Genomic DNA, 24,397 nt, shown 5'->3' with positions numbered 1-24,397 from the left:
GCGTCCGTCGGACGCTCGGCAACATCGCGGCACTATGAATTCGCCGGTCTCATGCCATTTCCCTGGCATCCGGCACAAGAGCCAACGCTTCCGCGAAGCTCGCCGCGGTGAACTCCGGAACGGCGGCGGCGCTTTCGATGGCAAGCGTCGCCCCGGCAATGCCTTCGCGCAGAGCTGCCCGCAACGGCAGTCCGCGCAGCAAGGCAGCGACCGTTGCGCCTGCCAGCGCATCACCGGCGCCGGTGACGTCGGCGACCTTTCTTGGTGGCGGCGGCAGGATAGAGAAGGCGCCGGCTTCATCGAAGCCCAGCATGGGCCCGCCGCCTGCCGTCACCACGCCGCTGACGAGGCCGCTGCATCGCAACCCGTCGACGACCTCGCGCTCCGTGGCATTCGCGGCGACGCCGGCCAGCGCCATGGCCTCGCGCCGGTTCATGAAGACCAGCGAAAGCTCCTTCAGCACCGGTAGCAACCGCACCACCTTGGCCGGCGAAATGGCAATCGCGAAAACCGGCTTGCCCGCAGCGAGCGCGACCAGCCGTTCCAGCGCCGAAGAGGGCAGATTGGCGTCGCACAGGATCGCGTCGGCGGCGGCGATCACCTCCCGCACCTTGGAGCGCCTGATCTGCTTGGGAAACGCCAGGTCGTAGAGCGCCATGTCGGCAAAGCCGACGATCAACTCGCCCTCGCTGTCGATCAGTGCCGTGTAGCTCGGCGTCGTGCGGTCGAGGAAGACCGCCGACAGGTCGGTAATGCCTGCCCCGGCAATGGCTCGCGAAACGGTGTCGGCAGCGGGATCGCCGCCGCGAACCGACATCAGCGACGCGGAGACGCCGCGCCGCACGGCACTGCGCAAGGCGTTGAAGACGCCGCCGCCGACATCCTCGCGCATTGTGCCCGGATTGGAGGCGGCGGGCACGTAGGCGCCGGACACCTGGCCGCGCCGGTCGATATGGGCGCCGCCTACGGCCAGTATTTTCGCGGATTTCAGCATGCCGGCGATATGACCTTTGTTATTCCAGCCGCACAAGCGCTAGGCTGTGCGACCGAGCTTCGCATGCAAGGCGGCGATTCGGCAGGTCGAAACAACCGAGCCGTCTGGCCCAACGTGCGGTGCATTCCTGATCGAATCCTTGGACAAAAAAAGAACAAATCCGGATATTGCTTGTTTTTCAGATATTTGATCCCTCTTGCCAAATGAGAACAAAAAAGGTACAAATAGGCAGGGATTACGGATTGTCCGGCCTTCATTGACGACCAAGGGGTGATGTATCATGGCTCAGAATTCTTTGCGGCTGGTAGAGGACAAGGCAGTGGACAAATCAAAGGCTCTGGATGCGGCGCTGTCGCAGATCGAGCGGGCTTTCGGCAAGGGCTCGATCATGCGGCTCGGCGCCAACGAGCAGGTCGTCGAGATCGAAACGGTGCCGACCGGCTCGCTTGGCCTCGACATCGCGCTTGGCGTCGGTGGCCTGCCGCGCGGCCGCATCATCGAGATCTACGGGCCGGAAAGCTCGGGCAAGACGACGCTGGCCCTGCACACCGTGGCCGAAGCCCAGAAGAAGGGCGGCATCTGCGCTTTCGTCGATGCCGAGCACGCGCTTGACCCGGTCTATGCCCGCAAGCTTGGCGTCGATCTCGAAAACCTGCTGATTTCGCAGCCCGACACCGGTGAGCAGGCGCTGGAAATCTGCGACACGCTGGTGCGCTCCGGCGCCATCGACGTGCTGGTGGTCGATTCGGTCGCGGCGCTGACGCCACGTGCCGAAATCGAAGGCGAGATGGGTGATTCGCTGCCCGGCCTGCAGGCCCGCCTGATGAGCCAGGCGCTGCGCAAGCTGACCGCCTCGATCTCGCGCTCCAACACCATGGTCATCTTCATCAACCAGATCCGCATGAAGATCGGCGTCATGTTCGGTTCGCCCGAGACGACGACCGGCGGCAACGCGCTGAAATTCTACGCATCGGTGCGCCTCGACATCCGCCGCATCGGCTCGGTCAAGGACCGCGACGAAGTCGTCGGCAACCAGACCCGCGTCAAGGTGGTCAAGAACAAGCTGGCGCCGCCCTTCAAGGTGGTCGAGTTCGACATCATGTATGGTGAAGGCGTGTCCAAGACCGGCGAACTGGTCGATCTCGGCGTCAAGGCCGGCGTGGTCGAGAAGTCGGGCGCCTGGTTCTCCTACAATTCGCAGCGTCTCGGCCAAGGCCGCGAGAATGCCAAACTGTTCCTGCGCGACAATCCCGACACCGCACGCGAGATCGAGCTGGCGCTCCGACAGAATGCCGGGCTGATCGCCGAAAAGTTCCTTGAGAATGGCGGCTCCGAAGGTGGCGACGACGGGTTCGAGGAGGAATCCGGCGCGATGTGACAACTCGCGAGGTCGGCCGGAGTTCGGCCATAATCGCATTCTATTATCTCGGGCTTAAGTAATCGAGTTCCGCGTTAATGCGTTTTGAAACCGCCGGCCCAGTGCCGGCGGTTTTGCGTTTCGGCGGCGAAAACAGGCCGGTTCGAACGGCCGGCAAAGGCCGTGGATTGGACCAATTCCGTGTTTCTGGACAGGGTGAAGCGCGGCGGCTAAAAGGCCAAGTCCTAATCTTCTAAAACGCAGAGCCCATTTCCGCCGGTTTGCCGGCGGCCCTTCTGAAAAGGCAGCATTCATGAGTGGCGTGAACGAAATCCGGTCGACATTTCTCGACTACTTCCGCAAGGAGGGTCACGAGATCGTCGCGTCGAGTCCGCTGGTGCCGCGCAACGACCCGACGCTGATGTTCACCAACGCCGGAATGGTACAGTTCAAGAACGTCTTCACCGGCCTGGAGAAGCGGCCCTATTCGCGCGCCTCGACCGCCCAGAAGAGCGTTCGCGCCGGCGGCAAGCACAACGATCTCGACAATGTCGGCTACACCGCGCGTCATCTGACCTTCTTCGAGATGCTCGGCAACTTCTCCTTCGGCGACTATTTCAAGGAGCGCGCCATCGAGCTTGCCTGGAACCTGATCACCAGGGAATTCGGGCTGAGCAAGGACAAGCTGCTGGTCACCGTCTATCACACGGATGACGAGGCGGCCGGCTTCTGGAAGAAGATCGCCGGTTTTTCCGACGACCGCATCATTCGCATCGCGACCTCGGACAATTTCTGGGCGATGGGCGACACCGGACCCTGCGGGCCGTGCTCGGAGATCTTCATCGACCGCGGCGAGCACATCTGGGGCGGCCCTCCCGGCAGCCCGGAGGAGGACGGCGACCGTTTCCTGGAATTCTGGAACCTGGTGTTCATGCAGTATGAACAGGTGACGAAGGAGGAGCGCATCGACCTGCCGCGCCCCTCGATCGACACCGGCATGGGCCTGGAGCGCATGGCCTCCATCCTGCAAGGGGTGGAAAGCGTCTTCGAGACCGATCTGTTCCGTCACCTGATCGACGCGGCCTCGTCCGCGATCGGGCATGATCCCGACAAGGAGACGGTCGCCTCCTACCGAGTCATTGCCGATCATCTGCGCTCGTCCTCCTTCCTGGTCGCCGATGGCGTGCTGCCCTCGAACGAAGGCAGGGGCTACGTCCTGCGCCGCATCATGCGCCGCGCCATGCGCCATGCGCAGCTGCTCGGTGCCAACGAACCGCTGATGTGGAAGCTGGTGCCGGCGCTGGTGCGCGAAATGGGCCAGGCCTATCCGGAACTGCTGCGCGGCGAACAATTGATCACCGAGACGCTGAAGCTCGAGGAGACCAGGTTTCGCAAGACGCTGGTGCGCGGCCTCGGCCTGCTTTCCGAGGCGACCGAAACGCTGCATGCCGGCGACATGCTGGATGGCGAGACGGCCTTCAAGCTCTACGACACCTATGGCTTCCCGCTCGACCTGACGCAGGACGCACTGCGCCAGCGCAGCATCTCGGTCGATATTGCCGGCTTCACCAACGCGATGGAGCAGCAGAAGGCCGAGGCGCGCAAGCATTGGGCCGGGTCCGGCGACGCCGCCACCGAGACCATCTGGTTCTCGGTGCGCGAGAAGGCCGGCGCCACCGAGTTCCTCGGCTATGAGACTGAAGCTGCGGAAGGCATCATCCAGGCGCTTGTCCGGGACGGCAAGGCTGTCGACGGCGCCGGCAAGGGCGACGCGGTGGCGATCGTCGTCAACCAGACGCCGTTCTATGCCGAGTCCGGCGGCCAGATGGGCGACACCGGCGTCATCTCCGGCGAGGGGTTCTCGATCGAGGTTTCGGATACGCAGAAGAAGGCCGACGGGCTGTTCGTGCATATCGGCAAGGTGGCCAGCGGCACCGTCAAGACGGGCGCGGCTGTCGAGCTGAAGGTCGATCATGCAAGGCGCTCGAGGCTGCGCGCCAACCATTCCGCGACGCATCTGATCCATGAGGCGCTGCGCGAAGTGCTGGGCAGCCATGTCGCACAGAAGGGCTCGCTGGTCGCGCCCGAGCGCCTGCGCTTTGACATCTCGCACAACAAGCCGATTTCGGCCGAAGACCTCGAAGAGGTCGAGCGCATGGCCAACGAGATCGTCGTCCAGAACGGCCCGGTGACCACGCGCCTGATGTCGGTCGACGATGCCATCGCCGAGGGCGCCATGGCGCTGTTTGGCGAAAAGTACGGCGACGAAGTGCGCGTCGTGTCGATGGGCACCGGCCTGCACGGCGCCAAGGCGAACCGGCCCTATTCGGTCGAGCTCTGCGGTGGCACCCATGTCCGGGCGACCGGCGACATCGGCCTGGTGCGTGTCGTGTCGGACAGCGCGGTCGCCGCCGGCGTGCGCCGCATCGAGGCATTGACGGGCGAAGCCGCGCGCAAACATCTCGACGAGCAGGACAGGCGTTTGAAGGCGACGGCAGCCGTGTTGAAGATTTCGCCGGCCGATGTACCGGCGCGCGTCGAGACGCTGCTCGAAGAGCGCAAGAAGCTCGAAAAGGAACTGACCGAAGCGCGCAAGAAGCTGGCATTGGGCGGCGGATCGTCTGCCGATGCTCCAGCCGCCAATGAGACGGTCGCCGGTGTCGGCTTCCTCGGCAAGACGGTCTCAGGTGTCTCACCGAAGGACCTGAAGCCGCTGGCCGATGCCGGCAAGACGTCGCTCGGCTCCGGCGTCGTCGTCTTCGTCGGCGCCGGCGAAGACAACAAGGCAAGCGTCGTGGTGGCCGTCACCGACGACCTCGTCGGCCGCTTCAGCGCCGTCGACCTTGTCCGAGTGGCCTCGGCGGCACTCGGCGGGCAGGGCGGCGGCGGACGGCCCGACATGGCCCAGGCCGGCGGCCCCGACGCTTCCAAGGCCGATGATGCGATTGCTGCGGTAAGGGCGGCACTCGAAGCGGCGTAGGCGAGTGGACTGAATTTAAAGCAACGGTTGGAGGGACAGCGGACGTCACTTATCAGCCGATTTTTTCAGTCCGCACGAAGCTCGGCCGAGCCGCAATGCGCGCATACCAGTCCCGGATATCAGGGAACTCGGCCAGCAGATTTCGCCCCTCGGCGACCTTGACGAAATAACCGATGATCGGTGCGGCATGCAGGTCGGCCAGCGTCAGCTGGTCGCCCAGCAGCCACGGTCCCGGCGCTTTCAGCGCGGACAGCGTCCGAAGCGCTTTGCTCGCCTGAGCAAGGCCGCCGGCGATCAACGCCTCATCCGGCTGAGCCTTCTCCAGCCGCTCGACGGCGACATCCCAGACCATCGATCTGTAGGCATAGGCATCGAGCATGCCGATGATCTGGTTCATGGTTGCGCGGCCACGAGGCTCCGTCGCTTGCAGCGCTGGCCCGTCGAACGCCTCGTCAACATATCTGGCAATCGCGCTCGTCTCGAACAGCCGGAATCCGTCATGCTCGAAGGCCGGGATGCGGCCGAACGGATGATGTTCGAAATACCAGGCGGGAATCCCGTCGGCGGCAAAGACATCGACTGGCACAAGCTCGTAGTCGATGCCTTTTTCCTCAAGCACGAGGCGGACGATGCGCACATAGACGCTATAGTCCGCCCCGTAGACGATGGGCTTGCTCGACGATGTGGTGTTGACGCTATGATCGATGCGGGCGACGCTCTATTCTTTTATCTTCACAACGGGCTTGCCATCTTCGATGACGAGCGTGATCTTGCCTCCAAGCTCCGCCGGAGCGGGAGCGACATTGGCAGCTTGCACCTCAAACTTCGGCATGGAGTCCAAGAGCTCTTTGCCCTTGGTACTCTTTAGCCGTTCTTGCTGATCGAACCACATAGCCATTTACATCTACCTATTTTCGCAAATCCAGCTCATCCACGGAAGACAGATTTGCACTTCGACACGCCTCAAGTCTTTGTCGTTAACTCAGTGCTGTCGCGCACGAGATCAATATCGAGCGAAGCCTTTGGACGACATGCCTACGCCATCGCTTTCTGCAAATTCTCGTCGATCTTGTCGAGGAAACCGGTGGTCGACAGCCAGGGCTGGTCGGGGCCGATCAGCAGCGACAGGTCCTTGGTCATGAAGCCGGACTCGACCGTCTGGATACAGACCTTTTCCAGCGTGTCGGCAAAGCGCTTCAGCTCGGCATTGTCGTCGAGCTTGGCGCGGTGGGCGAGCCCCCGCGTCCAGGCGAAGATCGAGGCGATCGAATTGGTCGAGGTTTCCTCGCCCTTCTGGTGCTGGCGATAGTGGCGGGTAACGGTGCCGTGCGCGGCTTCGGCTTCCACCGTCTTGCCGTCCGGCGTCATCAGCACCGAGGTCATCAGGCCGAGTGAGCCGAAACCTTGCGCGACCGTGTCGGACTGGACGTCGCCGTCATAGTTCTTGCAGGCCCAGACATAGCCGCCCGACCATTTCAGGGCGGAGGCTACCATGTCGTCGATCAGGCGGTGCTCGTACCACAGCTTCTTCGACTTGAACTCGGTCTCGAATTCAGCCTCGTAGACCTCCTGGAAGATGTCCTTGAAGCGGCCGTCATAGGCCTTCAGGATGGTGTTCTTGGTCGACAGATAGACCGGGTAGTTGCGCAGCAAGCCGTAGTTCAGCGAGGCGCGGGCGAACTCGCGGATCGACTCATCGAGATTGTACATGGCCATGGCGACACCGGCGCCGGGCGCGTCGTACACATCGTGCTCGATCACCTGGCCGTCCTCGCCGACGAACTTGATGGTCAGCTTGCCCTTGCCGGGGAAGCGGAAATCGGTGGCGCGGTACTGGTCGCCGAAAGCGTGACGGCCGACGATGATTGGCTTGGTCCAGCCGGGCACCAGGCGCGGCACGTTCTTCATGATGATCGGCTCGCGGAAGATGGTGCCGCCGAGGATGTTGCGGATGGTGCCGTTCGGCGACTTCCACATCTTCTTCAGCTTGAACTCCTCGACGCGCTGCTCGTCAGGCGTGATCGTCGCGCATTTCACGCCGACGCCGTATTTCTTGATGGCGTTGGCCGAATCGATCGTCACCTGGTCGTTGGTGGCGTCGCGGTGTTCCACGCCGAGGTCGTAATATTCCAGCTTGAGGTCGAGATAAGGGTGGATCAGCTTGTCCTTGATGAACTGCCAGATGATGCGGGTCATCTCGTCGCCGTCGAGTTCGACGACCGGGTTCGCCACCTTGATCTTCGCCATGGAAAGAATGCCTCGTTGCTGGGATGTGGGACGGCCTTGCCCGCGTGGCGTTGGGCCGGGAGATGTCGCCCGTATATCAAAGCGCTTTTGGCCACGCAAACGGCGATCGGTCACGAATTGGAGGCCAGAGCCGTCGTCATTTGCGAATGCTTCATTTTCCCGGCCGAATATGGCAGGGGACGCTGAAATGCCGCAAACAGCAGTTCATTGACAATCATGCCCGTCACCAAAGATCCTGATAGCATTGCAGTCGCCGGCCCGGCGATCATCCTCGTCGAGCCTCAGCTTGGCGAGAACATCGGCATGGTCGCGCGCGCCATGGCCAATTTCGGTCTGTCGGAGCTGCGCCTCGTCAATCCGCGTGACGGTTGGCCGAGCGAGAAGGCACGTGCGGCGGCGAGCCGCGCCGATCATGTCATCGACGCCGTCACCGTCTTTGACGATCTGGCCTCGGCGCTCGCCGACCTGAACTTCGTCTTCGCCACCACGGCCAGGCAGCGCGACGGCTTCAAATCCGTGCGCGGGCCGGTGGAGGCGGGCAGGATGCTTCGGACCCGTCACGCAATGGGCCAGCGCACCGGCATCCTGTTCGGCCGCGAGCGCTTCGGCCTCTACAATGACGAGGTCGGCCTTGCCGACGAGATCGTCACGTTCCCGGTCGATCCCGATTTCTCGTCGCTCAACATCGCCCAGGCCGCGCTTCTGATGTCCTACGAATGGATGAAGTCCGGCCTGGAAGACGAGACCAAGACCAATTTTTCCGGCCCGGACATGAAGCCGGCAAGCAAGGAGGAATTGCACGGCCTGTTCGCCTATCTCGAAGGCGCACTGGAAGCGCGCGGCTATTTCCGGCCGGCACCGAAGAAGCCGAAAATGATCGACAATCTGCGTGCGGTGCTGACGCGCGCCGGTTTTGCCGAACCGGAGCTGAAGGTGCTGCGCGGCATCATCTCGTCGCTCGACAGGTTTTCGCCGGCGATGCCGCGCGGCGACGGGTCCCCTGGCGATGATCCACGGCGCTTGCCCGCGGCCGCCGCGCGAGCCCGCAAGGCGGAAGCGGCGCGCCTTGCCGGCGCCGGCAAGGACGATGACATACCGCCGCTTGGCGGAAAAGGAACCGACAATGACTGAGCGGCCGATCCTGATGTTCGATTCGGGCATCGGCGGGCTCACCGTACTGCGCGAGGCGCGCGTGCTGATGCCCGACCGCCGTTTCATCTATGTCGCCGACGACGCTGCGTTTCCCTATGGCGCCTGGGAAGAGCCGGCGCTGAGGGTGCATATCCTTGAATTGTTCGGCAAACTGCTTGAGCGGTTTGCGCCGGCCATTTCGGTCATCGCCTGCAACACCGCCTCGACGTTGGTGATCGACGCGCTGCGCGACAGATTTCCCGAGCATCCTTTTGTCGGCATGGTGCCTGCGATCAAGCCGGCGGCGGAACGCACGCGCTCAGGGCTGGTTTCGGTGCTGGCGACGCCTGGCACCGTCAAGCGCCAGTACACGCGCGACCTGATCAGCAAATGGGCGCAGAAATGCCATGTCCGCCTGGTCGGCAGCGACAGGCTGGCGGGACTGGCTGAGATCTACATGCGTGAGGGCTTCGTCGATGAGGAGGCGGTGCGCGCCGAGATCACGCCATGCTTCGTCGAACGTGATGCGCTGCGTACGGATATCGTCGTGCTCGCCTGCACACACTACCCCTTTCTGGCCAATCGTATGCGCAAGACGGCGCCTTGGCCGGTCGACTGGCTCGACCCCGCCGAAGCGATCGCGCGCCGGGCGCTGTCGCTTCTCGCCGACATCGATCCGAGCGGTCGTGGCGAGATGTTGCCTGAAGGGCCCGACCTTGCCGTCTTCACATCGAAAAGAGCCGATTTCCCCACCCGCCGCCTGATGCAGGGGTTCGGGTTGGCGATGTCGTGATTGCGAAGCGGAACATCACGGCAGTCGTTGCGTTTTTCTCCTGATGCCAACGGGAGAAAGAGCCATGCCAGCCACCTCGAAAGCCCAGCAGAAAGCCGCCGGCGCGGCTCTGTCGGCCAAGCGCGGCGAGACCAAGAAGAGCGAACTCCAGGGCGCTTCCAAGGGAATGTACGAATCGATGAGCGAAAAGCAGCTCGAGGAATTCGCCGAGACGAAGCGCAAGGGCCTGCCGGAGAAGAAGTCGAAAGGCTAGAGTGCAGTCCGCCGTTCAAGGGAAACGCCGAAGAACACGAGCCGGAATCAAAAGCCCGCGGCCAAACCGCAGGCTTCGAAATGATGTCGGCCGCCTGATTGCAGCCTACCAGCGCCCTCTGCACTGCTTGATCTTGTAGCGGATGACCTTCTTGTGGCCGTGCCGCCAGATAATTTTCTTCTTGATCACGATGCGGCAAGCCTGGTGGTGCCGGTGCCCTTGCCAATGCCTGGCCTCAGCCGGCTCCGGTGTCATGACCGCCATGGATCCCGCCAACACAGCGGCTCCTGTCAGGGTAAGGAAGAATTTCTTCATGCGAATGTAGCTCCTCTGCTCCGGTCCCTTCCTGATGCCGCTGGCGCAACCTCCCGCCACATCCGGCACTGTACTCAACCCAGAGACGCTATATCGTCGCCATGGCCTACGCCAGCCACAAGCTTGACACCGGTTAAATCTCCGTTTAATCAGCGCGCTAACACCGGGCCGCAATGCCCGGTGGTTTTCTTTATGTGCGCAAGATGCGTGGAAATCCAATTCTACTATCTTGTTTGAACTGACGTGTCCCGTGGGTTTTCCGCCGCGTTGCGTGGGAAAACCCTGTCAGGTCTCGAAAACGGAGGCCAGAGGAGGGCGCGTTTCCTTCACCCGGACCATGAGGTTCCGGGTGTGTTGTTTTGAAAAGGGAATGCGATGAGCAAGCGCGAATCCGCGAAGTACAAGATCGACCGCCGTCTCGGCGAAAACATCTGGGGCCGCCCGAAGTCCCCGGTCAACAAGCGTGAATACGGCCCCGGCCAGCATGGCCAGCGCCGCAAGGGCAAGCTTTCCGATTTCGGCCTGCAGCTGCGCGCCAAGCAGAAGCTGAAGGGGCACTATGGCGACGTTTCGGAAAAGCAGTTCCGCAAGGTTTATGAAGAGGCTGACCGCCGCAAGGGCGACACCTCGGAGAACCTGATCGGCCTGCTCGAGTCGCGTCTCGACGCGGTCGTCTACCGCGCCAAGTTCGTGCCGACCATTTTCGCCGCCCGTCAGTTCGTCAACCACGGTCACGTCAACGTCAACGGCAAGCGCGTCAACATCGGCTCGTACCGCTGCAAGCCGGGCGATGTCGTCGAAATCCGCGAAAAGTCCAAGCAGCTGGTCATCGTTCTGGAAGCGGTCGGTCTCGCCGAGCGCGACGTGCCGGACTACATCGAAGCCGATCACAACAAGATGGTCGCGACCTTCTCGCGCATCCCCGGCCTGGCGGACGTTCCGTTCGCCGTGCAGATGGAACCGAACCTGGTCGTCGAATTCTATTCGCGCTAAACGAGCGCGTTCTGCGACATCCTGCGAAGGCCGCCCGTCGAGGCGGCCTTTTCTTTGTCGGTCATGTCCGCTAATCCGGCGCTCTGGGCCATTGAAAGCGACATGCCATGAACATGCTTCCAGACATTGAAACGCTCGAACCGGTCGCCGACAGCGAAGGCGGTTTCCATCCGCTGGTCGCCGACAGCGAAGGCGGTTTCCATCCGCTGTTCGCCGACGTGCCGTCCTCGGTCGAGTTCAACAAACTGCGCAAGCGGCTGCTGCGGCTGACCCGGCAGGCGATCGAGGATTTCTCGATGGTCAAGCCCGGCCAGCGCTGGCTCGTAGCGCTGTCGGGCGGCAAGGATTCCTACGGCCTGCTCGCGGTGCTGCTCGACCTCAAATGGCGCGGGCTCTTGCCGGTCGATCTTCTGGCCTGCAATCTCGACCAGGGCCAACCGAATTTCCCCAAACATATCCTGCCGGACTATCTCGACAGCCACGGCATTGCGCACCGGATCGAATATCAGGACACCTATTCCGTCGTCACCGACAAGCTGCCGGCGGGCAGCACCTATTGCTCGCTCTGCTCGCGTCTCAGGCGCGGCCATCTCTACCGCATTGCACGCGAGGAGGGGTGCTCGGCGCTGGTGCTCGGCCATCATCGCGAGGACATTCTCGAGACCTTCTTCATGAACCTCTTCCATGGCGGGCGTCTCGCCGCCATGCCGCCAAAACTGCTCAATGACGAAGGCGACGTCATGGTGCTGCGGCCCTTGAGCTATTGCGCCGAGGTCGATCTGGAAAAATTCGCTGCCGCCATGCGATTCCCGATCATTCCCTGCGATCTCTGCGGCAGCCAGGAAGGTCTTCAGCGCAATGCCATGAAGGCGATGCTCGAGGACCTGGAAAAGCGCATGCCGGGCCGCAAGGATACGATGCTGCGCGCGCTGTCGAACAGCAGGCCATCGCATCTGCTCGACAGAAAGCTGTTCGATTTCGCTGCCCTCAAGACCCTCACCACAAGGCAAGCCGATGACATTTGACGACACCGCGATCGACTGGCTGGCCGGCATTCTGGCCGAGGCGGCACTGGCCGAGATCATGCCGCGCTTTCGCCGGTTGGGCGATGGCGATGTCAGGCAGAAGACGTCGGCCGCCGACCTGGTGACCGAAGCCGACGTCAATGCCGAGCGGCTGATCACCGCGCGGCTGCGCGAGCGGTATCCCTCAGCGATGGTCGTCGGCGAGGAGGCCTGTTCCGACAATCCAGCGCTTTTAAACGGGTTGGGCGATGCCGATCTGGCCTTCGTCATCGACCCGGTCGACGGTACTTTCAATTTCGCCTCCGGCGTGCCGCTGTTCGGCGTCATGCTGGCGGTCGTGGTCAAGGGCGAGACCGTCGCCGGCATCATCCACGATCCCGTCGGCAAGGACTGGCTGATTGGCGCCAGGGGTGCCGGCAGCCATATCCGGCATGCGCACGGCAGCATCGAGAAGGTGCATGTAGCGGTACCCGCGCCGATCTCGGAGATGACCGGCTCTGTCTCCTGGCAATATATGGCCGAGCCGGAACGGACACGGCTGGCGCGCAACCAGACCAAGATCCTGTCGCAGTTCGCCTATCGCTGCGCCGCGCACGAATACCGCCTGCTGGCGAGCGGCCATGCCCACTTCGTCGTCTACAACAAGCTGATGCCGTGGGACCACCTGGCCGGCGTGCTGATCCATGCCGAGGCCGGCGGCCATGCGGCGCGCTTCGACGGCAGCGCCTATCTGCCCTCGCATCTCGGCGGCGGCCTGCTTGTCGCGCCAGACAAGGAAAGCTGGCACGAATTGCGCCGCGAGCTCTGGGCGCAGTAGGATCGATTGCTGCGTTAGCCGAAAGCAGTACAATCTCGCGCAAATCCGGAGGCTCTCGAATGAAACCTCGGTTTGCATTTGTCGCGGCGGCTCTTGCCGCCGGTCTGTTCGCCAGTTCCCTGGAAGCAAGGTCGCAAGAGCGCAGCTGTCGCAGTACCGATCCCGTCGACACGATAAAGGAGATGTCGGACGCGATCTATGCCTGCTGGAAGCCGCCACCCGGAACCGCGGGCATGTCCCTCACGCTGCGGTTCTCGCTTCGCCGCAACGGCACGCTGATCGGCAAACCTCGCGCCACATATTCCGATCTGGGAACCGATGCCCAGCGCAGCCGGGCCTTCGTGGCATCCATCCTCAGGGCACTCGATGACGCTCTGCCATTGCACTTTTCGGACAGCATGGGCGAAGCAATTGCGGGGCGCATGCTTGCCCCTCGGTTCACGGCAGCCCTTGAAGGTGCGTCCTAATGCAAGTCGGTGATGTGCCCTGAAACGGGCGGGTTCTGTGGCTGGAACATCTTGCCGCGCTCGGCGATGAAGATCATCAGCAGCGCGGCGACCGAGACGCTGCAGAAGCCGGCGGCCAGCGGCGTCACCGTGCCGTTGAAGGCCTGGCCGATCAGCGTACCGAGAATGCCGCCGAGAAACGTCTGCATGAAACCGAGGATCGACGAAGCCGTGCCGGCCAGTTGGCCGAGCGGCTCCATGGCCAGCGCGTTGAAGTTCGCGCCGAGCGCACCGAATGGAAGCATGGCGCAGGCAAAGAAGGTGATGAACAGCCAGAGCGGCATCTTCATCTCCAGCGAAATCACCAGCCAGGCAAGGCTGATGACCAGGAACAGCAGCAACGCACTCTGCGACAGGCGGCGCATGCCGATGCGACCGACAAGGCGCGAGTTCAGAAAGTTGGAGAAGGCGAGCACGCCCGCAACCCCGGCAAAGATGACCGGGAACATCTCGCCGACTTTGAAAATGTCGACATAGATCTGCTGCGCCGAAGCGATGAAGCCAAACATGGCGCCGAAAATGAAGGTGCTGGCGAAGGCATAGCAGATCGCAATGCGGTTGGTGAGAACGATACGAAACCCGCCGACAATGGAGTTGAGCGTCAGCGGCCGGCGATGTTCGGGATGCAGCGTTTCAGGAAGGCGCAGCAGCGACCAGGCCGAGACGAGCAGCGCACCGACGGCCATGGTGACGAAGATCCAATGCCAGGTCGCAAACAGCATGATAAATTGGCCGATGCCGGGAGCAATGACCGGTATCGCCATGAACACCATGAAGATCAGCGACATCACCTCGGCCATGCGCCGGCCGTCGAACGTATCGCGCACGATCGAGACCGCGATGACACGAGTGGCGGCTGCACCGATGCCTTGCACGGCCCGGCACAGCAGAAGTGTTTCAAAGCTTGGTGCAACGGCGGCGGCCGCAGCCGCGGCGACATAAATCACCAGCCCGGCGACCAGTGGTGCGCGACGTCCGAAGCGATCCGAGATCGGCCCGAAGAACAGCTGCCCGCCACCGAAGCCCAGAATGTAGGCCGTTATGACGTACTGCCGGTGGTTTTCATTTTCGACGCCGAGCGAGGCGCCGATCTGCTGCAGAGCCGGCAGCATGATATCGATGGCCAGCGAGTTCAGCGCCATCAGTGCCGCGCACAGAGCGATGAACTCCCAGCGCGGAATGGGCAGTTTGCTTGCCGATTGCGGCGCTGGTTTTGGCTGGTCCACGGCAAGTCCGATCTTTCAAACGAAAATGCGCCGGCGGGCCGGCGCATTGGCTCGTCCTGGTCCTGGGGTCAGGACATGAAAATTGCCGAGGTGAGGTTGCCCCGGTGCCTGGTGCTCGATGCCCGAAAATCAACGTCGATTTCGGGCATGCACAAAACAGAAATCAGGCGGCGCCTTTGACGCTGACGCCCTTCTCGACGAGGAACGTCTGCAGCTCGCCCGCCTGGAACATCTCGCGCACGATGTCGCAACCGCCGACGAATTCTCCCTTGACGTAGAGCTGAGGGATCGTCGGCCAGTTGGAGTATTCCTTGATGCCCTGGCGCAGTTCAGCCGAGTCCAGGACGTTCACGCCTTTGTAGTCGGCGCCGATATAGTCGAGGATCTGGACGACCTGGCCGGAAAATCCGCATTGCGGGAAACCAGGTGTGCCCTTCATGAAAAGGACGACGTCGTTGCCCTTCACTTCATTGTCAATGTAGTCGTTGATGCTGCTCATGGAATATCCTTTCCCGCCTGTGGGAGTCAGGCTCGAAACATACCCTTCAAATAAACCCAACGATTGCTCGAAACAAGACGTTAGCCGCGCCGTGGCTGAAATGGCGCAAAGGATGAGCCGTGTTGGGCCAAGCGCTAAGGGTCAGTCGGGAACGCTGGTCTGCAGCGCCAATGCGTGCAACACGCCGCCCATATTGCCCTTCAGCGCGTCATAGACCATCTGGTGCTGCTGGACGCGGCTCTTGCCGCGAAAGCTCTCGGCCACCACCTCGGCCGCATAGTGGTCGCCGTCGCCGGCGAGATCGCGAATCGTCACCTTGGCGTCCGGAATGCCGTCCTTGATCAGTTTTTCGATGTCGTGGGCATCCATTGCCATGGCAAAATCCTGTTTCGAGCGGCCGGTAGCCGGCCATAAGATGAGAGTCGGGTGAGCCTAAAGCCTTTCCGGTCCGGATTGAAGCCGTTCTGTCCCGCCAACGGCCACACGGCTTCAGAGAAAGACTAGGCCGGTGGGCTTGCTTCATCCTCGGCAACGTCCTCGCGTGTCGAGAAAGCGCGGCCAAGGCTGAAGGCAAGCACATAGAGCGGCGCGTTGAGCAGCAGGCTGACAATGGGGAGATAGCTCGTCATTTGCCAAGCCGGCGAGAAGAACCCTTGGCCATGGCCGTCGCAGATGAGCGACGAGCCGTACTCCCACAACGCGCCCACGACCACCGTGCCGGCGAAAAGCTTGACGCAGGTGACGATGTGCCTTGCCCGTGCCGGATCCGGGAAAAGGCGGCCCCAGAGCACCAGGCAGATGATCGGGACCGCGTAGAGGAGGTTCTGCAGCGCCAGCATCGGGACGGCGCCGTTCGCCGCGGCAAGGAACTCCGCACGTGTTTCCAGCCGCATACAAACCTCGCTCGAGGTTGTCGACAGCAGGAAAAAGACGAACGGTCCCAGGAACCAGAAGAAGAACAGCGACGGCCAGAAAACGACTGCAAGCAGCGCCCGGGCAGCCAGTGTGGTCAACTAGCCTGATCCATGAAGCGCGGGAACCAGCCTTCGTGAGCCGAGGAGAGTTCGCTGACCGGGATTGCCCTGGCGTCGCCAAGCTTCAGCGCGCTGCCGCCTGTGGAGCCGATCCACGGCGCGAAGATGCCAAGCTCGCCCTGCTGCTTGCGAATGGCGTCCCATTCGTCACCATGCGGGTCGATCGACAGCGTCAGCAGATAACGGCCCTGATCCTCGCCGAACCAGACCGGGATCGGGTCGGTGCCGACAAGGCCGGGAACGGTGGCGCCGATGCCGGACGCCATCACCATTTCGGCTAAAGCCACCGCGATACCGCCATCGGAAACGTCATGCGCCGCCGTGACGATGCCGGAGGCGATGAGCGCGCGCACATGGTCGCCGACGCGCTTTTCATGCTCGAGGTCGACCGGCGGCGGCGGTCCATCCGTGCGGCCGTGTATGTCCCTGAAATAGACCGATTGCCCGAGATGCGTTCCCCAGGACGCCGGCGCGCCGACCAGCAGGATCATTTGGCCCTCGGCCGCAAAGCCGGCCCGCACCATCTTCGACCAATCGGCGATCAGGCCGACGCCGCCGATGGTCGGGGTGGGCAGGATGCCCTGGCCGTTGGTCTCGTTGTAGAGCGAGACATTGCCGGAGACGATCGGGAATTCGAGCGCACGACAGGCGTCGCCGATGCCCTTCACGGCACCGACCAGCTGGCCCATGATCTCGGGCCGTTCCGGGTTGCCGAAATTGAGGTTGTCGGTTGCGGCCAGCGGCAGAGCGCCGGTGGCGGTCAAGTTGCGCCAGCATTCGGCCACCGCCTGCTTGCCGCCCTCGTAAGGGTCGGCCTCGCAATAGCGCGGCGTCACGTCGGACGAGAAGGCGAGCGCCTTGGTCGCATGGCCTTCGACCCGCACCACGCCGGCATCGCCGCCTGGAAGCTGCAGCGAATTGCCCTGGATCAGCGTGTCATACTGCTCCCACACCCAGCGGCGCGAAGACAGGTCGGGACCGCCGAGCAGCTTCAGGAGCGCGTCTGCAACATCGGCTTGCGGAACATCATTGGCGGCCAGCGGCGCCGGCTTCTTCGGTTCGATCCACGGCCGGTCATATTCCGGAGCCTTGTCGCCAAGATCCTTGATCGGCAGGTTGGCAACCTCGTCGCCCTGGTGCAGCACGCGGAAGCGCAGATCGTCGGTGGTCTTGCCGACGATGGCGAAGTCGAGCCCCCATTTGTGGAAGATCGCCTCGGCTTCCTTTTCCTTTTCCGGACGCAGCACCATCAGCATGCGCTCCTGGCTTTCCGAAAGCATCATTTCGTAGGCGCTCATGCGCTCTTCGCGCACCGGCACCTTGTCGAGATCGAGCTCGATGCCGAGGTCGCCCTTGGCGCCCATTTCGACCGCCGAGCAGGTGAGGCCGGCCGCACCCATGTCCTGGATGGCGATGACGGCGCCCGAGGCCATCAGTTCGAGGCTGGCTTCCAGCAGGCACTTTTCGGTGAAGGGATCGCCGACCTGCACTGTCGGACGCTTCTCATCGATCTTGTCGTCGAATTCGGCCGAAGCCATGGTGGCGCCGCCGACGCCGTCGCGGCCGGTCTTGGCGCCGAGATAGACGACCGGCAGGCCGACTCCCTTGGCTTCGGACAGGAAGATCGCATCGGTCTTGGCAAGGCCCGCTGCAAAGGCGTTGACCAGGATGTTGCCATTGTAGCGGGCATCGAAATTGACCTCGCCGCCGACCGTCGGCACGCCGAACGCGTTGCCATAGCCGCCGACGCCGGAAACCACGCCTGAAACGAGGTGCCTGGTCTTGGGATGGTCGGGCGCACCAAAACGCAGCGCATTCATCGCCGCGATCGGCCGCGCGCCCATGGTGAAGACGTCGCGCAATATGCCGCCGACGCCGGTCGCCGCACCCTGGTAGGGCTCGATGTAGGATGGGTGGTTGTGACTCTCCATCTTGAAGACGACGCAGTCGCCATCGCCGATGTCGACCACGCCAGCATTCTCGCCCGGCCCCTGGATGACCTGAGGTCCGGTGGTCGGCAGCGTGCGCAGCCATTTCTTCGAGGATTTGTAGGAGCAGTGCTCATTCCACATCGCCGAGAAGATGCCGAGTTCGGTGAAGCTCGGCTCGCGCCCGACGAGGTCGAGAATGCGCTGGTACTCGTCGGGCTTGAGCCCGTGTGAGGCAATGAGCTCGGGGGTGATCGGCACGGAATTGGAAATGGTCATGGGCGGCGATTTTTATCCGGGACGTTGGGATTTTGAGTCCCGTCTTATCGCAAGCCTTGCGGCCGATACACCCATGGATTGACGAAAAACGACGGAAAACCGGACAAAGCCACGCAGTGTCAGGAGAAGCTGTCGTAGCCGGCGCGGCCTTCATCGAGAAGTCGCCGGATCACCGCAACGCCTTCAGCGATATCCCCGCGCTGTCTCGGCTGCGAAACGCCGAAGCGGACGCCATGGAAAACCTGCTCGGAACGGCCGGCCTTGAATTCGTCCTCGTCGTCGATCAGCACGCCGTGCTCCAGGCAAGCGTTCTTGAAGGTGCCGGAAAGCCAGGGGTCGGGCAGGGTCAGCCAGACAAAGGGCACCCTGTCATGCGACTTGAAGGCGAAGCCGGCCAAAGTCTCGCGTACGATGGCGATGCGGGCGCTGATTTCGGCGATGCTGCGCTTTCGTATCTCATCCGCCTGACCGGACAGCACCAGCCTTGTATTCACCTCCGCCAGCAGGAAGGGCATGCCGCCGGTCATCATCTTGTGGGCGACGCGGATGCGGTGGCGGTAGGCGGGCGGGCAGGAAAGCCAGCCGCCGCGCACACCGGCTGCGACCGACTTCGACAGGCCGCCCGCGACAATGGTCCTCTCAGGAGCATATTCGGCCAGCAACGGCGTCGGATCATCGGTCAGATTGCCATAGAGGTCGTCCTCGATGAGGACGACATTGTATTCGCGTGCGACATGGGCGATCGCTTCGCGGCGCGCCGCCGACAAGGTGGCCAGCGTCGGATTCTGCGCCGTCGGCATCAGGAAGATCATCTTGGGATGCTTTTGCGCGCAGACGCGCTCGAAATCCTGCGGATCGATGCCTTCATCGTCCGATGCCACCAACGCGGTGCGCCTGCCGATCAAGCCGGCACTGCGGGAAACCTGCGAGTAGGTGAGGTGCTCGAAGGCAACATAGTCGCCAGGCATGGTGAGCGCCGCGATCGCCGCCATCACCGCCGCATGGGTGCCGAGCGTGGGAACGATGGTGTCGGCATCCGGGCGAAAGGAATTGCGCGCCAACCAGCGGGCGCCGGCTTCGTACCATCGTTCGGGGAAATCCCTGGTGTAGCTCGAAATCTCATGCGGATGGTCTTGCGCCGTGCGCGACAGGACACCGGCGACAATGTCGCCCTGGCCGATATCAGGTGCTGCGGTGCTGTCGAAACGCAGCTTGCCTTTAGGCGCATCGATATAGCGCGTGCCTTCGCCGCCGACGTCCGGAGCCGGAAAATCCGGCTTCGCGCGCTGGCCGAGCACATAGGTTCCACGCCCGACCTCGCCGCTCACCAGCCCACGCTCGCGCAGCAATTGATAGGCCCGGCCGACCGTGCCGACGGTGGTGCCGATGTCGTAGGCGAGGTCGCGCTGCGGCGGCAACTTTGCGCCGGCATCGATCACGCCCCGATCGATGTCCGTCTCGATGGAATCCGCCAGCCGCTGATACAGCGGGCCGGAGCCGGCAGTGAGATCTGGAAGCCAATTTGTCATGGTGACAATTTTCTATATTGCACCGATAGATGAGTCAATACATATCAATCGCGTGCCAAAAGGGTACAATTTAGGACTTTGGCAGAAAGAAAATGAATACAATCGTGACAATACGTCATTCGAGCGCTGCATTATCGGCCCAATCGACACGCCCGTCGGCTCAGCGCGGCTTTGTCAGCCGCCTTGTGCGCGTGCTGAGGTCGCTGGCAAGATGGATCGACAACCTGCTGGATCGCCGCCGCAGCCGGTTGGCTCTGCTGGAGATGACCGACGACCAGCTCAAGGATATCGGCGTCACGCGCTGCGACGCCCACCGCGAGGGCATCAGGCCGTTCTGGGACTGACCGTGATCCCAAAAGTGGGAACCGGTTTGGGAAAGATGATGGTCCCGGGAAATCCGGACAGAAGGTCCGCACAGTTCTAACGGACCCTCGACGCCCTGGTGCGTGCAACGGCATGGTCCGCAAGGACGGCGACCACGCACAGCACGAGGAAAAGTCCGGTGATGGCTGCAGCTGAGATGACGACGCTGGTCGCGCCGTTCTTGGCGATGTTCAGGAAAGGGTAGGGCACCTCGCCGGCAAGCGGCGCCCGCACCAGCGCATAGACCAGATAAGCGATGGGATAGATCACCCACCACGAAATGTCGCTCCAGCGTGTCCGGCCGTCGGCGCCCGATATCAGCCACCACAGCACGAACAGCACCGGCGTGACGTAGTGCAGGAGAACATCGCAGAGCAGGAACAGTCCCTGCGGCTGCCAGAGTCGTGCCAGAACCGTTGCGTAGATGATGAAGACCAGTGCGATCGAAACCGCAACGCCGGTGCGCATCCGCGCCCCTGCAAAGGCCGGCAGCCAGGCATAGAAGGTGGGTGACAGCAGCGACGTGTACACCAGCACCGCGCCGATGTTGGTCAGGATGGTGAAGAAGCTGAAGACGAAAATGACGGAGCCAAGCAGGCTGCGGCCTGCTTCCATCGATGCAGGAATGCTGATGCAGAACTGCAGGATGAGCCCGGCCAGACCGATGACCAGCCCCACAATCTGCAGGAACCGGCCCATGGGCTAGGCCGTCGCGGCGCAGGCCGGATTGCCGGCCTGCCAGCGGGAAATGTCGGAGCCGATGCGGGCGCCGAGCGGATCGTTCATCAGCGGTCCGAAGACGTCGACACGGCTAGAATTGCCTTGCGCCTGCACGACCAGCAAAGGTTTGCCGCCATAGTGCTTGGCCGGAACCAGCAGGAAACGCGGCGTGCCGCTGAACGAATTCAGCTCATTGGCCATCTGATACGGTTTGAAGGCCGGGTCCTTGCTGGCGATCCAGCATTTGTGGGCGGCGATCGCCACTTGTTCCATGGCCAGCAGCGCTGCACTTTTGCCCGAGGGAACAGGCGTGCTCTTTGGCGTCGACTGGCAGGATGCCAGCACAAAGCCCGTCGCGGCGACCAGCGCGATCGTCCTCGACTTGATCAAGCGGCACCCATCTCAAGCTCGGACAGGAAGATTTTCAAGCCGTCGGTCATCTCGCCCCACACACGCGACAATGCCGGGTGTTGCGAGGCGATCTGCTGGTAGGCGTCGAATTTGGGATAGGCGTCGAGCAGGTCGTGGCGTCCTGTCATGGCGCGGAAATTGTTGAAGATGAACCGCGTCGGCGTCAGCCAGGCATCGGCGAAGCTGATGTCGTCGCCGAGTGCGAAGGGCCCTTGCGCCATACGGGCCTCGATTGCCGCCAGTCCATGATGCAGGCGGGCGAACTGAGCGTCGATCTCGGCATTGTTGCGCTTCGGCACGGAATGAAGCTCGAAAAGCTTCATCAACGGGGTCAGCACATCGAGATCGGTGATGCGGGCGAACATGCGCACCAGCGCACGGTCCTTGGAATCGGGGGGCAGCAGCGCCGGTTCTGGAAACCGTTCCTCGAGATATTCGGCGATGACCACCGATTCGACGATCGTCTCGCCCGAGCCGGTGATCAGCACCGGAATCCGGTTCATCGGCGAGATGGCGCGAAACTCTTCCGGGATGGGAAAACCGGGCGGCGGCGCGATGATCTTGAGTGGCACGTCCTTGATGTAGGCCAATGCCCGCACGATCGACGAGTAGGGCGACAACGGCCGCGAATAGAGTTTCATGACCGTCTCTCTCCCCAATGAACCAGACTTGCTCCAAAGAGACAGGAATGTCCGGCTGTTTTCAAGCTGTTCGCTTCGATATCGTCAGGCAGCGATGCCGAGGGCGCTCTCGAACAGTCCGCGGCCGTCGGTACCGCCATGAGCTGCTTCGATCAGGTTTTCCGGATGCGGCATCAGCCCGAGCACATTGCCTTGGCTGTTGACGATGCCGGCAATGTCGTTGATCGAGCCGTTGGGGTTGGTGCCCTCGGCATAGCGGAACACCACCTGGCCTTCGCCTTCGAGACGGGCAAGCGTGTCGGCGTCGGCGAAATAATTGCCGTCATGATGCGCGACCGGCGAGCGGATGATCTGGCCCGGCTGATAGCGGCGGGTGAACATGGTGTTGGCATTGGTGATCTCGAGCTTCACCTGCCGGCAGACGAATTTCAGCGAGGTGTTGCGCATCAAGGCGCCCGGCAACAAGCCGGCCTCGACCAGGATCTGGAAACCGTTGCAGACGCCGATGACCGTCACGCCCGCGGCCGCTTTTTCGGCCACTGCCCGCATGACCGGCATGCGCGCGGCGATCGCGCCACAGCGCAGATAGTCGCCGAAGGAAAAACCGCCCGGAATGGCGATCAGATCGACATCGGGGATTTCGGTGTCGGTTTGCCAGACGGTGACCGGCGGTGTTCCCGAAATCTTGGTCAGCGCCGCGATCATGTCGCGGTCGCGATTGAGGCCAGGCAGGAGGACGACGGCGGATTTCATTTTCTTAGTGATTCCCAAACTCGTCTAGGGCGAACCCATATTCGATTGCTGAGTAAATTTCGAGCAGGTACTGCTCTGCAATGTCTTCAACAACCACATATTTCACGCTGAGTGTCTTCAATCGCTCGATCTCTGCCCGAAAAACTTCAACGAAAGCCGGGTCTTTTTGAAGGTCTTTCCTGCCGGAACCTTTGCGATATGTGGGCTTTAGCCCTAGCTTTTGACGAGCGCGTTTGAAGGCATACGCAGCAGAACCATGATCTTGCCGGAGATGGTTCTTTAATCGCTGTGAGAGATTGTTCGTACGCCCGATTCTTTCGGGAGTGCCATCCTCCAAGAATAAATACACACCCGGCTCTGGTGGAAATTTATCCAGAAAGCCACGGGCTATTGCATCGTCGAGTCGGTGGAATAGCTCCACAACGTTGCTTGCATGTTTTGCAAAGACTGAGTTCAATCAGCCTATCTCCACCGCGTAATTCTCAATCACCGTATTCGCCAGCAGCTTGTCGCACATGGCCTTGAGGTCGGCTTCGGCCTTGGCCTTGTCGCTTTCCGCCAGCTCGACGTCGAACACCTTGCCCTGCCGCACCGTGCCGACGCCGCCGAAGCCCAGGCCGGACAATGCGTGTTCGATCGCCTTGCCCTGCGGGTCGAGCACGCCGTTCTTGAGGGTGACGGTAATGCGGGCCTTGATCACGCTGGACATGCTCCTGTTCTGATTATCGGGTCGCAAACCGCGATCAGTGCGGCTTGCCTTTGAGGCCGTCGGTCGAGGCGACGAGCACCGGGCCGGTCGGGCGCGGCGGCTCGTTCTCGTTCATGATGCCGAGGCGGCGGGCAACTTCCTGGTAGGCCTCGACGAGGCCGCCCATGTCGCGGCGGAAACGGTCCTTGTCGAGCTTGTCCTGCGTCGCCACGTCCCACAGGCGGCAGGAGTCCGGCGAGATCTCGTCGGCGACGACGATGCGCATCATGTCGCCTTCGAACAGGCGGCCGCATTCGATCTTGAAGTCGACGAGCTGGATGCCGACGCCCATGAACAGGCCGGAGAGGAAGTCGTTGACGCGGATCGCCAGCGCCATGACGTCGTCGATCTCCTGCGGGCTCGCCCAGCCGAACGCGGTGATGTGCTCTTCCGACACCATCGGGTCGTCGAGCGCGTCGGCCTTGTAATAGAATTCGATGATCGAGCGCGGCAGAACGGTGCCTTCCTCGATGCCGAGCCGCTTGGACAGCGAACCGGCGGCGACATTGCGCACCACCACTTCGAGCGGAATGATCTCGACTTCCTTGATCAGCTGCTCGCGCATGTTCAGACGGCGGATGAAATGGGTCGGAATGCCCATGCGGTTCAAATGGTTGAAAATATACTCGGAAATGCGGTTGTTGAGGACGCCCTTGCCGTCGATGACCTCGTGCTTCTTCTTGTTGAACGCGGTTGCATCATCCTTGAAGAACTGGATAAGCGTGCCCGGTTCGGGTCCCTCATAGAGTATCTTGGCCTTGCCTTCATAAATGCGGCGGCGATTTTTCATCTGATTTTTCTCTGGGGTTCCGGACAGGCGGTATCAGACCATTTCCTGTCCGTCTGCCTGAAATA

The 24,397-nt window shown here is 62.2% G+C and carries 28 protein-coding genes; 10 read left to right on the top strand and 18 right to left on the bottom strand.

Translation table 11 applies throughout. The features are described from left to right. Nucleotides 1–49: 49 nt before the first annotated feature. Nucleotides 50–994 carry a carbohydrate kinase family protein gene (locus tag EOC83_RS02525; RefSeq protein WP_063167812.1) on the bottom strand — a complete coding sequence of 315 codons (945 nt, stop codon included), beginning with the start codon at nucleotides 992–994 and terminating at the stop codon, nucleotides 50–52. Between the two features lie 280 nt (nucleotides 995–1,274). Between EOC83_RS02525 and recA the strand changes: the two genes are divergently transcribed. Together recA and alaS are read left to right on the top strand one after the other, a co-directional pair. After that, nucleotides 1,275–2,372: a recombinase RecA gene (gene recA, locus EOC83_RS02520; protein ID WP_013532151.1), complete on the top strand. Its 1,098-nt coding sequence runs from the start codon at nucleotides 1,275–1,277 to the stop codon at nucleotides 2,370–2,372. A gap of 292 nt (nucleotides 2,373–2,664) precedes the next feature. Next, nucleotides 2,665–5,331 carry an alanine--tRNA ligase gene (alaS, locus tag EOC83_RS02515; protein WP_063167813.1) on the top strand — a complete coding sequence of 889 codons (2,667 nt, stop codon included), beginning with the start codon at nucleotides 2,665–2,667 and terminating at the stop codon, nucleotides 5,329–5,331. Between the two features lie 52 nt (nucleotides 5,332–5,383). On the opposite strand, the gene EOC83_RS02510 is transcribed toward alaS, so the two are convergent. From EOC83_RS02510 to EOC83_RS02500, 3 genes are all read right to left on the bottom strand, one after another. Then, complete coding sequence (locus EOC83_RS02510) at nucleotides 5,384–6,037, bottom strand: glutathione S-transferase family protein (protein ID WP_063167814.1); 654 nt, start codon at nucleotides 6,035–6,037, stop codon at nucleotides 5,384–5,386. Nucleotides 6,038–6,049: 12 nt separating this feature from the next. Continuing rightward, nucleotides 6,050–6,229, bottom strand: coding sequence for a hypothetical protein (locus EOC83_RS02505; protein ID WP_027162373.1), 180 nt, complete (start codon nucleotides 6,227–6,229; stop codon nucleotides 6,050–6,052). A 137-nt stretch (nucleotides 6,230–6,366) separates the two neighbouring features. Beyond that, nucleotides 6,367–7,578: an NADP-dependent isocitrate dehydrogenase gene (locus tag EOC83_RS02500; protein ID WP_063167815.1), complete on the bottom strand. Its 1,212-nt coding sequence runs from the start codon at nucleotides 7,576–7,578 to the stop codon at nucleotides 6,367–6,369. 216 nt (nucleotides 7,579–7,794) lie between these two features. Here EOC83_RS02500 and EOC83_RS02495 point away from each other — a divergent pair, with 216 nt between their 5' ends. The 3 genes from EOC83_RS02495 (at nucleotide 7,795) to EOC83_RS02485 (ending at nucleotide 9,755) form a co-directional block, all read left to right on the top strand. Further along, nucleotides 7,795–8,709 (top strand): RNA methyltransferase, encoded by a 915-nt coding sequence (locus EOC83_RS02495; protein WP_024504565.1) that lies wholly within the window; start codon nucleotides 7,795–7,797, stop codon nucleotides 8,707–8,709. Next, nucleotides 8,702–9,502 (top strand): glutamate racemase, encoded by an 801-nt coding sequence (gene murI, locus EOC83_RS02490; protein ID WP_013532145.1) that lies wholly within the window; start codon nucleotides 8,702–8,704, stop codon nucleotides 9,500–9,502. Before EOC83_RS02495 ends, murI begins: the two co-directional genes overlap by 8 nt. A 64-nt stretch (nucleotides 9,503–9,566) precedes the next feature. Then, a complete protein-coding gene (locus EOC83_RS02485; protein WP_013532144.1) occupies nucleotides 9,567–9,755 on the top strand; it encodes a DUF3008 family protein in 189 nt (62 codons plus the stop codon). A gap of 105 nt (nucleotides 9,756–9,860) precedes the next feature. Here the strand turns inward: EOC83_RS02485 and EOC83_RS02480 are convergent, their stop codons facing one another. Further along, nucleotides 9,861–10,070, bottom strand: a complete 210-nt coding sequence (locus EOC83_RS02480; RefSeq protein WP_013532143.1) for a hypothetical protein — start codon at nucleotides 10,068–10,070, stop codon at nucleotides 9,861–9,863. A gap of 375 nt (nucleotides 10,071–10,445) precedes the next feature. Here EOC83_RS02480 and rpsD point away from each other — a divergent pair, with 375 nt between their 5' ends. From rpsD to EOC83_RS02460, 4 genes are all read left to right on the top strand, one after another. Next, on the top strand, nucleotides 10,446–11,063 hold the full coding sequence (rpsD, locus tag EOC83_RS02475) for a 30S ribosomal protein S4 (protein WP_013532142.1): 618 nt from the start codon (nucleotides 10,446–10,448) through the stop codon (nucleotides 11,061–11,063). A gap of 107 nt (nucleotides 11,064–11,170) precedes the next feature. After that, entirely contained in the window at nucleotides 11,171–12,088 is a 918-nt protein-coding gene (gene ttcA / locus EOC83_RS02470; RefSeq protein ID WP_063167816.1) for a tRNA 2-thiocytidine(32) synthetase TtcA, read from the top strand. Then, nucleotides 12,078–12,905 carry an inositol monophosphatase family protein gene (locus EOC83_RS02465; protein WP_013532140.1) on the top strand — a complete coding sequence of 276 codons (828 nt, stop codon included), beginning with the start codon at nucleotides 12,078–12,080 and terminating at the stop codon, nucleotides 12,903–12,905. The genes ttcA and EOC83_RS02465 overlap by 11 nt, the downstream gene beginning before the upstream one ends. 59 nt (nucleotides 12,906–12,964) lie before the next feature. Further along, the gene (locus EOC83_RS02460; protein ID WP_063167817.1) at nucleotides 12,965–13,372 is read left to right on the top strand and encodes a hypothetical protein; all 408 of its coding nucleotides are present in this window, start codon (nucleotides 12,965–12,967) and stop codon (nucleotides 13,370–13,372) included. Here EOC83_RS02460 and EOC83_RS02455 read toward each other — a convergent pair. The 6 genes from EOC83_RS02455 to EOC83_RS02430 form a co-directional block, all read right to left on the bottom strand. Beyond that, on the bottom strand, nucleotides 13,369–14,637 hold the full coding sequence (locus EOC83_RS02455; RefSeq protein WP_082826441.1) for a multidrug effflux MFS transporter: 1,269 nt from the start codon (nucleotides 14,635–14,637) through the stop codon (nucleotides 13,369–13,371). The two genes, EOC83_RS02460 and EOC83_RS02455, sit on opposite strands and share 4 nt — an antisense overlap. Nucleotides 14,638–14,800: 163 nt before the next feature. Beyond that, nucleotides 14,801–15,136 carry a Grx4 family monothiol glutaredoxin gene (gene grxD / locus EOC83_RS02450; protein WP_063167818.1) on the bottom strand — a complete coding sequence of 112 codons (336 nt, stop codon included), beginning with the start codon at nucleotides 15,134–15,136 and terminating at the stop codon, nucleotides 14,801–14,803. Between the two features lie 141 nt (nucleotides 15,137–15,277). After that, nucleotides 15,278–15,511 carry a BolA family transcriptional regulator gene (locus EOC83_RS02445; protein ID WP_010909092.1) on the bottom strand — a complete coding sequence of 78 codons (234 nt, stop codon included), beginning with the start codon at nucleotides 15,509–15,511 and terminating at the stop codon, nucleotides 15,278–15,280. A gap of 125 nt (nucleotides 15,512–15,636) precedes the next feature. Then, entirely contained in the window at nucleotides 15,637–16,149 is a 513-nt protein-coding gene (locus EOC83_RS02440; protein ID WP_024504561.1) for a hypothetical protein, read from the bottom strand. Further along, nucleotides 16,146–18,377 (bottom strand): phosphoribosylformylglycinamidine synthase subunit PurL, encoded by a 2,232-nt coding sequence (purL, locus tag EOC83_RS02435; RefSeq protein WP_013532135.1) that lies wholly within the window; start codon nucleotides 18,375–18,377, stop codon nucleotides 16,146–16,148. The genes EOC83_RS02440 and purL overlap by 4 nt, the downstream gene beginning before the upstream one ends. A 119-nt stretch (nucleotides 18,378–18,496) precedes the next feature. Further along, a complete protein-coding gene (locus EOC83_RS02430; RefSeq protein ID WP_013532134.1) occupies nucleotides 18,497–19,906 on the bottom strand; it encodes a PLP-dependent aminotransferase family protein in 1,410 nt (469 codons plus the stop codon). A gap of 92 nt (nucleotides 19,907–19,998) precedes the next feature. Here EOC83_RS02430 and EOC83_RS02425 point away from each other — a divergent pair, with 92 nt between their 5' ends. Continuing rightward, nucleotides 19,999–20,250: a DUF1127 domain-containing protein gene (locus tag EOC83_RS02425; protein ID WP_063167819.1), complete on the top strand. Its 252-nt coding sequence runs from the start codon at nucleotides 19,999–20,001 to the stop codon at nucleotides 20,248–20,250. Nucleotides 20,251–20,326: 76 nt separating this feature from the next. Here EOC83_RS02425 and EOC83_RS02420 read toward each other — a convergent pair whose 3' ends face one another. From EOC83_RS02420 to purC, 7 genes are all read right to left on the bottom strand, one after another. Next, the gene (locus EOC83_RS02420) at nucleotides 20,327–20,968 is read right to left on the bottom strand and encodes a Pr6Pr family membrane protein (RefSeq protein ID WP_013532132.1); all 642 of its coding nucleotides are present in this window, start codon (nucleotides 20,966–20,968) and stop codon (nucleotides 20,327–20,329) included. A gap of 3 nt (nucleotides 20,969–20,971) precedes the next feature. Further along, on the bottom strand, nucleotides 20,972–21,379 hold the full coding sequence (locus EOC83_RS02415; RefSeq protein WP_063167820.1) for a hypothetical protein: 408 nt from the start codon (nucleotides 21,377–21,379) through the stop codon (nucleotides 20,972–20,974). Beyond that, nucleotides 21,376–22,041 (bottom strand): glutathione S-transferase family protein, encoded by a 666-nt coding sequence (locus tag EOC83_RS02410; protein WP_013532130.1) that lies wholly within the window; start codon nucleotides 22,039–22,041, stop codon nucleotides 21,376–21,378. Before EOC83_RS02410 ends, EOC83_RS02415 begins: the two co-directional genes overlap by 4 nt. An 84-nt stretch (nucleotides 22,042–22,125) precedes the next feature. Beyond that, on the bottom strand, nucleotides 22,126–22,794 hold the full coding sequence (gene purQ / locus EOC83_RS02405) for a phosphoribosylformylglycinamidine synthase subunit PurQ (RefSeq protein WP_024504558.1): 669 nt from the start codon (nucleotides 22,792–22,794) through the stop codon (nucleotides 22,126–22,128). Between the two features lie 4 nt (nucleotides 22,795–22,798). Continuing rightward, nucleotides 22,799–23,251: a hypothetical protein gene (locus EOC83_RS02400; protein ID WP_063167821.1), complete on the bottom strand. Its 453-nt coding sequence runs from the start codon at nucleotides 23,249–23,251 to the stop codon at nucleotides 22,799–22,801. Beyond that, on the bottom strand, nucleotides 23,252–23,494 hold the full coding sequence (gene purS, locus EOC83_RS02395) for a phosphoribosylformylglycinamidine synthase subunit PurS (protein ID WP_063170213.1): 243 nt from the start codon (nucleotides 23,492–23,494) through the stop codon (nucleotides 23,252–23,254). Between the two features lie 43 nt (nucleotides 23,495–23,537). Continuing rightward, a complete protein-coding gene (gene purC / locus EOC83_RS02390; protein ID WP_013532127.1) occupies nucleotides 23,538–24,332 on the bottom strand; it encodes a phosphoribosylaminoimidazolesuccinocarboxamide synthase in 795 nt (264 codons plus the stop codon). Between the last annotated feature and the right edge of the window lie 65 nt (nucleotides 24,333–24,397).

This window comes from Mesorhizobium sp. Primo-A, from assembly GCF_003997175.1.
In the GTDB taxonomy this organism is placed as follows: domain Bacteria; phylum Pseudomonadota; class Alphaproteobacteria; order Rhizobiales; family Rhizobiaceae; genus Mesorhizobium; species Mesorhizobium ciceri.
Note: the sequence above shows the minus strand (reverse complement) of the source record. Positions and strands in the feature narration are given on the sequence as shown.